At 70.0% G+C, this 13,441-nt stretch carries 15 protein-coding genes; 13 read left to right on the top strand and 2 right to left on the bottom strand.

Annotated elements, in window-relative coordinates; all coding sequences use genetic code 11:
- Window positions 1-22 precede the first annotated feature (22 nt).
- Together ACZ68P_RS18405 and ACZ68P_RS18410 are read left to right on the top strand one after the other, a co-directional pair.
- Window positions 23-289 carry a hypothetical protein gene (locus tag ACZ68P_RS18405; protein ID WP_471007278.1) on the top strand — a complete coding sequence of 89 codons (267 nt, stop codon included), beginning with the start codon at window positions 23-25 and terminating at the stop codon, window positions 287-289.
- Between the two features lie 126 nt (window positions 290-415).
- Entirely contained in the window at window positions 416-1,192 is a 777-nt protein-coding gene (locus ACZ68P_RS18410) for an NUDIX domain-containing protein (protein WP_471007281.1), read from the top strand.
- Here the strand turns inward: ACZ68P_RS18410 and ACZ68P_RS18415 are convergent.
- Entirely contained in the window at window positions 1,176-2,309 is a 1,134-nt protein-coding gene (locus ACZ68P_RS18415; RefSeq protein WP_471007283.1) for a helix-turn-helix domain-containing protein, read from the bottom strand. The genes ACZ68P_RS18410 and ACZ68P_RS18415 overlap by 17 nt on opposite strands.
- A gap of 603 nt (window positions 2,310-2,912) precedes the next feature.
- Between ACZ68P_RS18415 and ACZ68P_RS18420 the strand changes: the two genes are divergently transcribed.
- From ACZ68P_RS18420 to ACZ68P_RS18455, 8 genes are all read left to right on the top strand, one after another.
- Window positions 2,913-3,179: a DUF6284 family protein gene (locus ACZ68P_RS18420; protein WP_471007286.1), complete on the top strand. Its 267-nt coding sequence runs from the start codon at window positions 2,913-2,915 to the stop codon at window positions 3,177-3,179.
- The gene (locus tag ACZ68P_RS18425; RefSeq protein ID WP_471007288.1) at window positions 3,176-3,514 is read left to right on the top strand and encodes a hypothetical protein; all 339 of its coding nucleotides are present in this window, start codon (window positions 3,176-3,178) and stop codon (window positions 3,512-3,514) included. Before ACZ68P_RS18420 ends, ACZ68P_RS18425 begins: the two co-directional genes overlap by 4 nt.
- Entirely contained in the window at window positions 3,511-4,560 is a 1,050-nt protein-coding gene (locus tag ACZ68P_RS18430; protein WP_471007290.1) for a DUF2637 domain-containing protein, read from the top strand. The genes ACZ68P_RS18425 and ACZ68P_RS18430 overlap by 4 nt, the downstream gene beginning before the upstream one ends.
- A complete protein-coding gene (locus ACZ68P_RS18435) occupies window positions 4,557-4,892 on the top strand; it encodes an RRQRL motif-containing zinc-binding protein (RefSeq protein ID WP_471007292.1) in 336 nt (111 codons plus the stop codon). Before ACZ68P_RS18430 ends, ACZ68P_RS18435 begins: the two co-directional genes overlap by 4 nt.
- A 19-nt stretch (window positions 4,893-4,911) precedes the next feature.
- Window positions 4,912-5,187: a hypothetical protein gene (locus ACZ68P_RS18440; protein WP_471007295.1), complete on the top strand. Its 276-nt coding sequence runs from the start codon at window positions 4,912-4,914 to the stop codon at window positions 5,185-5,187.
- Between the two features lie 82 nt (window positions 5,188-5,269).
- The gene (locus tag ACZ68P_RS18445; RefSeq protein ID WP_471007296.1) at window positions 5,270-6,853 is read left to right on the top strand and encodes a hypothetical protein; all 1,584 of its coding nucleotides are present in this window, start codon (window positions 5,270-5,272) and stop codon (window positions 6,851-6,853) included.
- A 2-nt stretch (window positions 6,854-6,855) separates the two neighbouring features.
- Window positions 6,856-8,949, top strand: a complete 2,094-nt coding sequence (locus ACZ68P_RS18450; protein ID WP_471007298.1) for a hypothetical protein — start codon at window positions 6,856-6,858, stop codon at window positions 8,947-8,949.
- Between the two features lie 245 nt (window positions 8,950-9,194).
- Window positions 9,195-9,680 (top strand): hypothetical protein, encoded by a 486-nt coding sequence (locus ACZ68P_RS18455; RefSeq protein ID WP_471007300.1) that lies wholly within the window; start codon window positions 9,195-9,197, stop codon window positions 9,678-9,680.
- 37 nt (window positions 9,681-9,717) lie between these two features.
- Here ACZ68P_RS18455 and ACZ68P_RS18460 read toward each other — a convergent pair whose 3' ends face one another.
- On the bottom strand, window positions 9,718-10,236 hold the full coding sequence (locus tag ACZ68P_RS18460; protein ID WP_471007302.1) for an endonuclease domain-containing protein: 519 nt from the start codon (window positions 10,234-10,236) through the stop codon (window positions 9,718-9,720).
- Between the two features lie 241 nt (window positions 10,237-10,477).
- Here ACZ68P_RS18460 and ACZ68P_RS18465 point away from each other — a divergent pair, with 241 nt between their 5' ends.
- Genes ACZ68P_RS18465 through ACZ68P_RS18475 form a run of 3 tightly spaced genes read left to right on the top strand, consistent with a single transcriptional unit; the run spans window position 10,478 to window position 13,264 of the window.
- Window positions 10,478-11,380, top strand: coding sequence for a bifunctional DNA primase/polymerase (locus tag ACZ68P_RS18465; protein ID WP_471007304.1), 903 nt, complete (start codon window positions 10,478-10,480; stop codon window positions 11,378-11,380).
- Window positions 11,377-11,733: a hypothetical protein gene (locus ACZ68P_RS18470; protein ID WP_471007307.1), complete on the top strand. Its 357-nt coding sequence runs from the start codon at window positions 11,377-11,379 to the stop codon at window positions 11,731-11,733. Before ACZ68P_RS18465 ends, ACZ68P_RS18470 begins: the two co-directional genes overlap by 4 nt.
- Window positions 11,720-13,264, top strand: coding sequence for a YfjI family protein (locus ACZ68P_RS18475; protein ID WP_471007309.1), 1,545 nt, complete (start codon window positions 11,720-11,722; stop codon window positions 13,262-13,264). Before ACZ68P_RS18470 ends, ACZ68P_RS18475 begins: the two co-directional genes overlap by 14 nt.
- Window positions 13,265-13,441: the final 177 nt, after the last annotated feature.

Below are 13,441 nucleotides of genomic sequence, written 5' to 3' on the forward strand. Positions count from 1 at the left end.
TGTGCTGCTTGGGCTTCCAGCCATGGATGAGACCCTCGATGTGGCTCGCAAGATTCCGGATAGCGGCCTAATTGGCAATGCGGCAACACCTCTCCGAGTGCTTGCAGAAAAGGGTGAAATGGGTGCATGGGTGGGATATCTTTCCCTACTGATGGTCGTGGCTGTAATCGTTCTTGTCTGGAGCAGGCTGCAAAGGTGGAGAAACCCGGAGAGGCGTTTTAGGCGGTCTTCCGGAAAGGCTTGGCCTCTCGGGACAGTGCTAATTGAAAGAAGGGAACCAGGGGAGTGACGGTCGCGGCTCATCGCTTGTTGGGCTCATCTTCAGCATGGGGATATGTGAGACGTTGTCGCTACCGCTGATGAGCAAAGATATCCTTACCGGCACCTGCAAACGACTAAGGAGTGTGCTCTGCGGATGGGACCAAAGACGCAGAGGGTCTACGAAACGATCCGGTCCCGGATCGAGTCAGGCCACTATGGCCCCGGTAGCAAGCTGCCGTCCGAGCGGGCGCTGAGCGCAGAGCTTGAGATCGGCCGGACCGCGCTGCGCCAAGTGCTCGCTCGCCTGTCACACGAGCACTTCATTAAGGCCTACGATCGCAGCTCCTATCGAGTTCTCGGGGGCGAGAGTGTCCCGACGCCAGCGGAGATGGAGCCTTGGCGGATCCACGGCTCTCGTCACGTATACGAGAACCGGTGGGTGACCTTGGATCTGGTTGACGTGGAGCCCCCCGGCGTCGCCCGCTTCGAGCACCACGTCGTCCGACTCTTTCGCGTAGCCGTGAACGCCGTGATCGATGACCAAGACCGCGTCCTAATGCTGTGGCGATACCGCTTCGTCCCGCAACAGTGGGGTTGGGAGCTACCCGGCGGGATCGTTGATTTTGGCGAGGAGGCCGCCACAACGGCCGCACGTGAGACGGAGGAAGAGACGGGCTGGCGTCCGGGTCCCCTTGAGCACGTCGTGAGCTACCAGCCGATGATCGGCATGGTCGACTCGCCCCATGAGATCTTCGTGGCCCGCGGGGCTGAGAAGGTCGGTGAACCTACGGATGCGGAGGAGGCCGGCGAGGTCGCCTGGATCCCTCTTGACGACATCCCTCGGCTGATGGCGGAGAATAAGCTCATGGGGTCTGGCACGCTCGTGGCCCTACTGCACATCTTGGCCTCCCGTTCTAGAGGCGACCGGTAAGCAGGTCCACCCGACGGCGATACCGCACGGATCCCGTGCGGTTCGCCAGCAGTCGGGCCTTATGAAGGTGTGACTGCGCGTCTTCCAACTCCCCCCGGGCCATATGAGCCTGGGTGAGGTCGCAGTGCAGCCCGGACCTCGCGCGCACGAAGGATGCGTCCACGCCGTCCAAGGAGGCGTACAACTCATCCATCGCAGAAGCATCTCCGAGCTTGGCGAGGACGTTCCCGCGCCACCTCGCCAGGTGATCAGTGTTGAGGAAGATGCTCAGCATGTCGGCGTCACGCACCTCCCCGTCGTCCGGTAGCAGGGAAGTCGCTCGCTCAAGCGCCGCGAGGGCCTCTGGCTCCCTCCCGACCCCGGCCGCTGCGCAGAGTTCGGCCTCTGCTGCGGCTAGCCAGGCCCGTAGTCGGGGCGACTGAAGCTTGGGCTGGGTGCGTTGGGCGTCCCGCACCAACTCGATCGCAAGCTGAGGCCGACCGGCGTCCGCGAGTACGTACGCTTGCTCCCCCATGGCGTGCGCGAGGTAGAGCGGGGAGTCGGCCTCCTGGGCGGCCTTCTTAGCTAGCTCGTACCTCCGCCACGCCCTTTCCACTGCACCGGCGTCCAGCGCCTGCCAAGCGGCAAGGGTGGACGCTCCCGCGAGCGCGGTGGCGATGGGCTTGCGCATCCCTGGCAGCACGGCAAAGGTGAGCGCCTCTTCCATGGCCGCAAGGTGGCCGTTCATCTGGTCGACCAGACCGGCCGCGCCCATCTGCCGGTCCATGGTGCGCAGTAGTTCGGTCTGGGCCAGGAACGACGGAACCATGGACTCACTTAGGCTGCCTGCCGCATCGATCCGGCTCAGCAAGTCCGCGTAGCCGTCTGCTTGTGGCTCCTGAGCGTCGGCCGCGCCTCGTAGTTCGTCGTCGGTGATACCCAGGAGTGGGCGGAGGATTGCGGCATACCGGTCAGTGATGGCACGCCGACCGTTCTCCCACTCCGAGATGTAGGTCTTAAGGCTCGCCGCCGAGGCGATATCGAGCAGCCGCTGCTCCGCGAATCGCCGCATCTCATAGATCAATCGCTCCTGGGACCATCCGTGCGCGGTCCTTACTGCCCTTAACCCCGTAGCCACGCTGCCTCCCGTAAAGCCCCAGGTGAAAGCTGGTTAACCCCCCTGAGGTTAACCCCAGTTGGCTACCGAGACACCCGGGTTGAGTCGTTCTCTGGAGATGTGCACCGACACGCAACCCACGACAGGGGTTGCGTCTGGTGCGCACCAGATGTCAATCTGTTGGTGCGCACCAGATGGGCTTCAAGTGGCCTAAGTCCGGTGTGCGCCAACTCAACAGCGTGATCCACCACAGCAGGACGCCGTGATGAGGCCGGCGAGTGAGTGGAGACCAGCCGATCGAGACCGGGCCCGCGTCACAACCGGGCCTCACACCCCGCAGGGGGACACGCCATCGGCTCTAAAGAACCGCGTGGGCAAACAAGACCCCCACGAACCCCGAGAACCAGGACCTCCTCGGGGCGAGGGGCACCACGCGCATTGGAGGCCTGAAGCAGCACGGCCCACCGCAGCTCAAACTGCGGCCGGTTGCCTCCTCCGCCCGTCTGGCTTCGGTCGTACGGGCGGGGTCGAGGGGAGCCGGGTGGTTCCAACGGCGTGAGGCCCCGGAGCGGTAACTCCGGGGCCTCGGTTCGGGCCGTTCCTCATGGAAGGGAGCACGACCCTATGAAGTCCATCGCTGCACTTCAAAAGCTCGTTACAGCTACCCCGTTCGACGGTGAGCCGTCGGATGCGGAGCTGGACGCGATCGAGGCCGAGATGCCGCTGATCCTGGCGGAGGTCGAGCTGCTCGACGCGCGGCTGCCGCTGCTGGACCGGCCGGCCACCGCGCTGGACACCCGGCGCATCCGCCGAGCCCGTAACCGGGTCCTGACCGTCCGCCGCGACCTGAGCAACCGCGTCACGGCGGCGCAGTCGGGCGGTGCCGCGTGAGCACGCAGACGCTCGCCGCGTTGAACGCGCCGCTGCTTGTTCTGCGGCTGTTCAGCGTGGAGTACCCGCACCTTCCGGCCCCGTGTGTGTCGGTGTCCACGGTCTACCCGGACCTGCTGACGCTGGCGTTCCACAACGACTGCGCCGGGTTCGAGGCCTGGCGTGAGGCGCTGGGGATCGACCCGGTAAACGTCACCCACCACGTTCAGGGCGACGGCCGCACCCGGGTCCTGGAGGCCGAGGCCGACTACGCCGGCGCGCGGCTGAGTCTGGTCGCCTTCGCCAGGATCCCCACCCCGGCGGCGGGGCGTTCACGGGCGGAGGTCGGGCCGTGAACAGTGTTCAGATCCGTTCAGCGGAGCGGGCTCTGTCGGTCGGCACGTGGCTGATCGTGTCCGGCGCGATGCTCTACTCCGTCCTCACGGTGACCCCGCTCATGGCGGCCCACACCGCCAACGAGTGGGACTGGACCGCGCCGATCCTGCCACTCGTGGTCGACGCGGCGGTCGTGATCGTCGTCCGCCTGGACTCCGTCCTGGCCCGCCTGGGCGGGCACGGCGGCCGGTGGCCGGTGGTGCTGCGGTGGATGACCGGCTGCATGACCCTGGCCCTGAACGTCGCCGACTCCGCACTGCGGAAAGACCTGGTCGGCGTGGCCGTGCACGCGGTCGCACCGCTGCTGCTGATCGTCACGGCGGAGACCGGCCTGGCGTACCGCCGGGCGATTACCGCCGCTCTGACGGCCCTGGAGGCCGAGAGGAAGGCCGAGCAGGCAGCCCGCGAGCAAGCCGCCCGCGAGGCACGTGAGGCGGGGGAGCGGCGGGCCCGGGAGGAGCGTGAGCACGCCGAGAGGCTGGCTCGTGAACAGCGTGACCACGAAGCCCGGTTGGCCCGTGAACAGGCCGAGCGGGAGGAGCGCGCACGCCGGGAGCAACGCGAGCAGGCCGAGGCCTCCGAGCGTGCTCGGCAGGCAGAGCGTGAACGCCTTGAGCGCGAGCGTGAACACCAGCAGCAGGCGCGTGAACGGGCTGAGCGGGAGCGTGAACAGCAGCGCCAGGCCCGTGAACGTGAGGCCGCTCAGCGGGCCGAGCAGGCGCGGCGAGAGCGGGAGGAAGCCGCCGCCCGTGAACAGGCCGAGCGCCGCGAGCGGGCCGAGCGTGAACGCGCTGAACTTCTCGCGGCCGGTCCGGCGACGGAGAAGTTCCCCGAGGACCGGGCCCGCCAGGCAGTGACCGCGGCCTTCCACGCCGGGCTTCCGGTCCGGCAGGCCGCGGAGCTGTGCGGCTGGTCGGTCGGCTGGGTCTCCACCCGCTACCAGGAACTCCGCGACCACCAAAACACCGCGCCCACGGCTCGCGCTCTTGAAGGGGCCGCGTCGTGAGCACCCTCCCCGTCTACCGGTGGCGCCTGGCCCCCGACGGGCTCGCCACGTTCCGGCAGCTGCGTGCCCGGGGCTTGCGGCCGGGCGGTCAGCCGGTCGTGGCGCAGCTCGAACGCCCTCGCCGGCGGCGGGGGCCGCTGGTCGCCAACCTCTACCGCATCGACCAGGCCAAGCCCGTCCGCCCCATGACCCCGGCCCGGTGGGCGGCCCTGGAACGGGCGAACGCGGCCCGCCGCATCTGCCCCGAGTGCGGCCGGGACGCGGGATACCGCATCCCGCCCTCGCTCGGCTTGTGCGTCCCGTGCGCGGACGCACCCCACACCACCGTCTGACCTCACCCGAGGAGACCTCATGACGCACGCCACCACGATGAACACCGTCCTGCGCCGCACCGACGAGACCACCCCCGTGGCCCTGGCCACTCGGACCCCGCGCACCGATCTGGCGCTGCGCTGGATCGTCATCGACCGCAAGGACGCGCAGTGGGTCGGCCAGTACGAGACCACCGACCGCGCCGGGAACCCGGTGTCCGTCATCGCGCTGCACTTCGGGCCCGAGCGCTGGGCCCACGCGGACTTCGTCACCGACATCTACGTCATCCCTGGGCACAACGTCGCGCAGCTCTAGCCCTGCACGAAGCCAAAGGGCCCGGCCGCTTCCTCCACAGTCCCGGCCGGGCCCTCTCGTCTCCCAAAGGGAGGTTCACAGCATGACCGATGTCCGCATCGAGCCGGTAGTAGCCCCCGAGGCCACACCCGCTCCCGAACCGGCACCCGTTCAGTCCCCGCCGGCCGCGTCCGAGACCGCGAGGACGGCAGAGCTGGACCACACGCCGGGCGGGTGGCCGGTCGTTCCGCTCGCCCTGACTGGGGCGAACGCGACTGCGTCCCTGCTCGGGGCCGCCGCTCTGGCCGGCGGGCCGATCGCCGCGGCGATCGCGGCGACCGGGGCCGTCGTCCTCGGCGCCACCGCCGCCCACCGCAAGAACACCAAGCCGGGCAAGTCCACCGAGAAGGCCAGAAAGGCCCGACTGTCCGCCCGTGGTGCTGGTCGCGGGGCCCGACACGGTGCTGTCGGCCGGGTGCCGCAGCAGTCGAACCGAGCTGCCGCTGCGGGTAAGCGCGCGGGCGGTTCGACCGCCCGGGGAAGCGGCGCCGGCAGCAAGTCCGCACGAAAGGCCGCCCGCCCGGTCGCTCCCGGCGCCGCCACGGCGGCACGAGGCGGCCGCAAGGCGGCGGCGGGTACGTCCGGCTCCACCCGGCCCGGCACCTCTGCGGGGAAGCCGCTGGGGCGGGTCGGTCAGGTCAAGGCGCTGCGCGAGCAGTCCCGGACGGCCAACCCGTCGAAAGCCGCGCAGCGGGCGGGAACGACGGCCGCCCGCCGTCAGGTCGCCGACGCCCGGCGTGCCGCGAAGACCCAGGCCCGTGCCGCATCGGTCGCGTGGAAGGGGCCGGTGGGGCGGGCGGTCGCTCGGGGCACGAACGCGGCCGGGAAAGCACGCAGCGCTGCGGTTGGCAGGCTCCGCAAGGCCGCCGACACCAAGGCGGCCGGTCAGGTAGCGGCGCAGCGTTCCGCCGTCCGCAAAGCCCCCGCGCGGCAGAAGGCGCGGAAGGCGCTGCGCCGGTCGGCGGCCCGGTTCCAGGGCCGTCGCCTGCTCGCGGCACTCCTGGCCGGGGCGCTCGGGCTGGTCGGGGTGCTGACCACCCCGCTGGGGCGCAAGCTCGGCTGGGCCTGGCTGCAGCAGCCCGGCCGCCGCCTGTTCGCCCGCCTCATGAAGCAGGCCCGCGAGGAGCGCGAAGGTCGTGACCAGGAGATCCGGGACCAGCAGGAAACGGAGGAGGCCGCCGCCGACGCGGAAGCCACCGAGCACGACAACGAGCAGGTCGGGGACCAGGCCGAGCGTCCGGCCGGCCCCGGTACGTCCACCGATTCGAGTGAGGAAGTTCTGATGTCTGGGTTCAACTTCGAAGAGCAGGCCGCCGAGATGGAGTCCGCCGCGCAGTCCTACGAGCCGGACAGCGCGATGGAGATCCTCGCCATGGTCGAGAGCCTTCCGGCCGCGCTCACGAGCGTGGCGAACGTGATGCGGATCCTGGCTGAGCGCGCCGACTCCGAGTTCCCGCTGGAGAAGGAGGTCGCGGACGGGTTCAGCGACATCTTCGGCGCCGTCATGTCGGCGGTCGCGGTCGCCGAGGACATGGGGCCGGTGTTCCGCCAGGCCCACGAGGCCGACATCGCCCGCCACGAGGACCCGCGCAACGGACCCGAGGCCGAGAAGGGATGGAACGTCTGACCATGGCAAACAACACCGCCACCCCGACGGGGCCGGTGTGGGACTGGGCGGCCGGTCACGGACCCGTGACCGGCGCCCTGTCCGCCACCACCGGAGCCCTCGCCCTGGCCACCACTGGCGCCGCCACCGGCATGCCCGCCGGATGGGCCCTCGCCGCCGGCGCCGCCGGCGCCATCGGCCACACCATCTCCAGCCTCCGCGAACGCCTCGCCGCCCGCACCATCGCGATGCGGGCCGCGTCCTGGCTGGTCGGAGCCGGATGGACCACCTGGGCCATCACCACCGGCCCCCTCACCTGGGCCGCCCTCGGCTCCCTGGCCACCATCGGCGTCGGGATGGGGGCCGCAGCCCGCTCCACCGGCCTCTACGAAGAAGCACGCGAACTCGAAGCGTTGGCAGCCGCTGAACGGCAGGTCGCCCGCGAACTCTCCGCCGAACGCCGGGCGATCGCCGCCGAGTGGGTCGACCGCGTCCAGCGGGTCTGCAACATCACCCTCAGGGTGCTGGCCGTCGAGCAGTGGCCGACGGGGACCGGGTTCACGATCGACGCCGAACTCCCGCCCGGCGGGGTGACCTACGACCGGATCGCCAAGGAGACGGCGCGGCTTTCGGCGGACGCCCGGCTGCCGCACGGCTGCACCGCGACCGCGTCGCGGGGCATCGACCAGGGCCGGGTCTTGATCGACGTCACCACCGTCAACGTCCTCGCTGGGGAGATCCCCTACCCCGAGGACTACACGCCCCTGTCCAGCCTCACCGGCCTGCCCTGGGGCGTCCGAACCGACGGCCGGGAGGTGAAGGCGTACCTGCGCGAGCAGTGCGCGCTGGTGGTCGGGCCGACCGGCTCGGGCAAGACCAACTTCCTCCACACCGTTCTCGCCGGGTTCGCCCGGGCCAAGGACATGTTGACCTGGGTGATCGACCTGAACGCCGGATCGGCCGGCCTGCCCTGGATCCGCCCCGCCCTGGACGCCAACAGCAACCCCGAGCAGGAGACCCGGCCCGGCATCGACTGGCTCGCCTCCTCCTACGAGGAAGCAATGCTGATGCTCGACGCGGCCCTGCGAGTGGGCAACCAGCGCAAGGTCGCCTACCAGGACCTCATGGCCCAGGCGAACACCGACCTGCTTCCCGTCTCGGCGAAGATCCCGCAGATCATGCTCGTGATCGATGAAGGCGCGGAGATCCTCGCCAGCAACGACCCCAAGATGCGCAAGCTCGCCGCAAAGATCCTCGAAGTCATCCGCATGCTCCGCGCCATGGCCGTGCGCACCGTCCTGACCGCCCTCGGGGCGACCGGGTCGGTGCTGGGAAACCTGATGATCCGCCGCGAGGCCAAAGCCCGGGTCTGTCTGACCGGCGGGGAAGTCGAGGGCATGGACCTGTCCAAGGTCTTCCCCAACGCCCGAGGGCTCAAGGTCGACCAGGCCCCCTACAAGGGCGCCGGATTCATGGGCACCCCCGAATCACCGGCCGCCCTGTTCAAATCCTGGCGAATCAAGCCCAGCCAGATCCGCGACATCGTCCACGCCACCACCACCCTCCACCCGAGGCTGGACGACGTCTCCGCCAAGGCCGCCGGGCCCGACTACGCGCGCAGGTGGGACACCACCCGCACCGCATGGATGCGCGCCCACCACCCCACCACCACCGGCGAGGACGACGGGCAGGCGTCGCCGGCCGGGAAGCCGAACGGGCTGAACCTGTCCGCCCACCGCAGCACGCAGCCGCCCACCGGCCAGTCCAAGGCGGATGAGGACGCACTCGCGCGGAAGTTCATGGCACAGATCGACGCCGAGTTCGGCACCATCGCCGACCCCGACGACGACCCCGAAGACCAGCCCCCGGCCGGGCTGAACCTGACCGCGCTCCGCAAGGACCGGGAAGCGGCCGGGGGTCCGGACTGGCTGCCGACGGCCATCGAGGCGATCCAGGCCGCCGGGCCGGAGGGCATGAAGCCCTCCGCCGTCGCCGACACGGTCGGCAGGGACCGCAAGACCGTGCGGGCGGGACTCAAAGCCGCAGCCGAGCGAGGCCAACTCACCTACCGGGACAACGGCCCGCACTCCGTCTACGTCCACCCCGACCACGCCTAGACGCGCTGGGGACACGCCCAGACGCCTCTACAGAGAGCTACCGAGTACCGGGTAGTGGGGCGCGCCCCACTACCCGGTAGGCGCCCCACTGAGGCGTACAGGCCGTCCCATCGGGCTCTTTTACTGGGGACCCCAGTAGCCACTACCCAGTAGCCGCACCCCACTACGACCACACAGCGTCACCGACCCCCGTGGGCGGTGCCTCACAACGAGGCACCGCCCACCGCGCTGAAAGGACCCGAGTCGTGGCCCATGAACCCACGTACGAGATCACCACCCCCACCCGCTACGGCGACCCGATCACCCTCCCCACCAACATGCGGCAGCCGGTGATCCAGCCCGCCGAGATCCCGCCCGGCGTCGACTGGGTCACGCTCCCCAACGGCGTCCGCACCCTCGCCTACACCCAACCGCCCGCCCCACCGGCCCCGGCCGCTGCGGTCGGGCAGCCGATCCCCGGCTGGGCCAAGACCACCGCTCTGCTCGCTCCCACGATCGGCGCCGGTGTGGCCGCCGCCGGAATCGGACTCTCCTACGCAGCCCCGGGACTCATCGCCATGAGCCGAGCCCTCTGGTCCGCCGCAGCCCTCATCGTCGCCGCTGTCATCGCCGTCCCCCTCCTCATCCGAGGCGCCCGCAGGGGCCGAGGGGGCGGAGCGACGCACATCACGCAGAACATCACCGCGACCGGTCTGTTCGGCCGCGCCCACGGAACCGTAGACCACCACTGATACCCATCTGCGCGTACTGAGTCCGTGGTCGGAGCGGTCAGCGTTCGTTGAAACGCCTGCGGTACTCACAGTTACGTGCGAAGTCCGGTGAGCGGAACTTCAGCCGTCCAGCAGCTTGAAGGCGACGGGCTGGTGGATCGCTTAGGTAGTTGTTCATGCGCTCCCAGTCCTTGCGGTCTGCAGGAAGGTCTTCGTACCAGGCGACCCCTCGGGAATTGCATCCGTTGCATAGCAAGCCCCGGACGCACCCTCCGCCTATGGACCATGCTGCGTCAGAAGGCGCACAGCATTCGTGATCATGATCGATGTGCCAAGGAGTGGAGGTTGCTTCCCCTTCAGGGCCGTTGCCGCACAGGGCACAAACGCCTCCCTGGAAATCCAGGATGGCTATCACGTCGCTCGCAGTTAGGTTGTACCGGCCACCTTGGCGAGCCCTCCGGCTACAGCTAAGGCAGTGCCCCTTGCGTCGTCCTTCGCCTAGGTACCGGACGGTTACGCCACACCCTTCACACGCGCACAAAGTTTCGCGCGTAAGGCGGATCCCGTAGCTGATCATCCCGCGACGGTAGCCGGAAGCTCTGACATCGCTCTGACCACCTGCGCCCGCCTCGCGGCTAATCGTCTTCGACCGCCACACCGACTGGCTGGGCCCGCGTGCCGCAATCCTGAACGACCTGCCCTCCTGGCACCAGCCCGAACTCGCTGCCTGACCAGCAAGACCGAGGGCGGCCCCCCATTCCGCCAAGAACCGGGGCCGCCCTCATCCAGCACCCTTGAGAGAACTGGAGACACCCAGCATGACCCATGACCCCCGTCCCGCGCTGCTCCGCGCAGCGCTGGACGCAGCCGAACGCGGCTGGCCCGTGTTCCCCCTGCGGCCCTGGGACAAGCGGCCCGCCGGCCACCCCGAAGCGAACTGCCCCGGCACCGGCCGGTGCGCGGACGGTCACCGCAAGCCCGAGGAGCGCGCCACCACCGACCCGGACCTGATCCGGGCCGCGTGGAGCGCGCGGCCGTACAACGTCGGGATCGCGACCGGCCCGGCCGGGCTGCTCGTGGTCGACCTCGACACGCTCAAGCCGAAAGACCCGAAGGGGACGCCTGACGGCGCCACTTCCTTGCAGGCGCTCTGCGAGCGCGCCGGGCAGGCCGTCCCCACCACCTACCGGGTCCGGACCGCGAGCGGCGGAGCACACCTGTACTTCACCGCCCCCACCGGAATCCGCCTGACCAACAGCGCGGGCAAGCTCGGCCGGCACATCGACACCCGCGCCTGGGGCGGATACGTCGTCGCCCCCGGCAGCACCACCCCCACCGGGCTGTACACCGTCCTGGACGACGCTCCCGTGGCCGAGCTGCCCCCGTGGTTGATGGAAACCCTCACGCGCCAGGAGAAGCCCACCCGGCCCGTCCGCCTCGCACTCCCGACGCGGGTGAGCCGCTACGCGGACGTGGTGCTGGAGCGCGAGACCGCCGCCGTCGCTGCCGCCCGGGAGGGTGGCAGGGAGGCGGAGTTGTTCCGGGCCGCGCGCGCCGTGGGCCGGTTCGTCGCGTGGGGCGACCTCGACCGGCACGTGGTTGAGGAGGCTTTTCAGGCGGCGGGGGAGGCGGCGGGTCTGCGGCCGGCCGAGTGCCGCTCGACCCTGCGCAGCGCCTTGAACTGGTCCATCCGTACCGCCCGGCCCCGGGAGACGGCATGAGCCCCCGCCCCACTCCCCGCCTGAAAAGCACTACCTCCGCGCCCTCCGGTCTCAGCGGCGCCGAACGGCTGCGGCACCTGCGGCTGGTAGGCGCCCCGAAGGGCGTCGCCGAAGGCGTCCCCTCCATCCCTATGCCGTACCCGGCCGCCGGGGCCCGGATCGTCGGCATGCTCCACATCACCGCACCCGGCCGCGGCGCCCTGCCCACCGCCACCTCACGGTGCGATTGCGGACGCGACCGCAGCGCCGTCGGCCACCGCCAGGTCCATGACCTGATCGCCGACCACACCGCCCACCGCAACCTCTGCCCCCTACTCGCCGCCAAGGAAGGAACTCCGCATGAGCACGCATGACCCTGAGCTGTGGGCGGGGTTCGAGGAGATGACCGCTGAGGACGTCGCCGGGCCCGTGTGGGACGAACCCGTACCCATCAACCCGCGCGGACAGCTCCCCGCCTTCCCCGTGGACGCGCTGCCCGACTGGCTCGGCGCGATGGCGGCGGAGGTCGCCGAGGAGACCCAGACACCCGTCGACCTCGCCGGGTGCCTCGCGCTTGCCGTCATCGGCACCGCCGCCGGCGGACGCCTCACCGTGACCGTGCGCGGGCAGTGGAGCGAGCCGGTCAACCTCTACACCGCCGTTGCCCTCCCGCCCGGCAACCGCAAGAGCGCCGTGTTCGGACTCATGACCAAGCCTCTCCTCGCCGCCGAGCAGGCCCTCATCGAACTCACCGCCCCCCAGCGGACGGAGGCCGCCGCAGCCGCGCGCATCGCGAAGGCCGCCGCGGAGAAGGCCGAGAAGCAGGCAGCCAACGCCGAGGCCGACAAGCTGGCCGAGCTGACCGCCCAGGCCGTCTCGCTCACCCAGGCCGCCGAGCGGGCGGCCGTCATCCCCGCCGAGCCGCAGCTCATCGCCGACGACGTCACCGCCGAAAGCCTGACCACCCTCCTCGCCCAGCAGGACGGACGGATCTCGATCCTGTCTCCCGAAGGCGAGATCTTCGAGATCATCGCCGGACGCTACTCCGGCGCCCCGAACATGGGGATCTTCCTCAAGGGCCACGCCGGCGACATGGCCCGCGTCAACCGCCAGGCCAGGGAGGCCCAGTACATCGAAAACCCCGCCATCACCATGGGCCTGGCCGTGCAGCCGGACGTCCTCGACTCCATCGGGCAGATCAAGGGCGCCGACGGACGCGGTCTGCTCGCCCGGTTCCTCTACTCCAAGCCCGCCTCTCTCGTCGGCTACCGCAATCTCACCCCGAGGCTCCTCAGCCCTGACACCGCCGCCACCTACGCCCACAATCTCGGCCGTCTCGCCCTGACCCTCGCGGCCTGGACCGAGACCGCCGCCCTGGCCCTCACCCCCGAGGCCGACGCCGTCCTGCTCGCCTACCAGCGCGTCACTGAATCCCGTCTGCGCAAGGACGGAACCCTCGCGCCGATCGTGAACTGGGCCAGCAAACGCGACGGAGCCGTCGCCCGCATCGCCGGGCTGCTCCACGTCGCCGCCCACCCCGAGGATGCCTGGACCCGGCCGATCGCCGCCGAGACGATGGCCGCCGCCACCCGCCTCGGGGACTACTTCACCGCCCACGCCTTGGACGTCTTCGACGCCATGAAGGCCGACCCGGCCCAGGAAGCCGCCCACACGGTTTTGACCCACCTGCGCGAGACCCGCACCGCCACCTTCGCCAAACGCGACCTCTTCCGCGCGATGCCCCGCAGTGATTTCCCCGCCATGAGCGACCTCGACCCCGCCCTGAATCTCCTTGAAGAACACGGCTGGGTGCGCCAGCAGCCCCCGCCGCCCCGCACCACACGCGGCGGCCGGCCGCCCTCCCCCCGCTACGAGACCCACCCCCGCATCACCTCCGCCACCTGAAAACCCCCGAAACCACTGACAGAACTGACAGAACCTCCCGACATGGCCGCTGACCTGCGAAAACAGCCGCATCCGGAGCTCTGACAAAACCTCCGGAAACTCCGACAGAACTCAAAAAACCTCCCGCCGGACAGGGCGGGGCCGCTGTGACAGAACCCAGGTTTCCGAGGTTCTGTC

It is taken from the genome of Streptomyces sp. NPDC036822, from assembly GCF_055609145.1.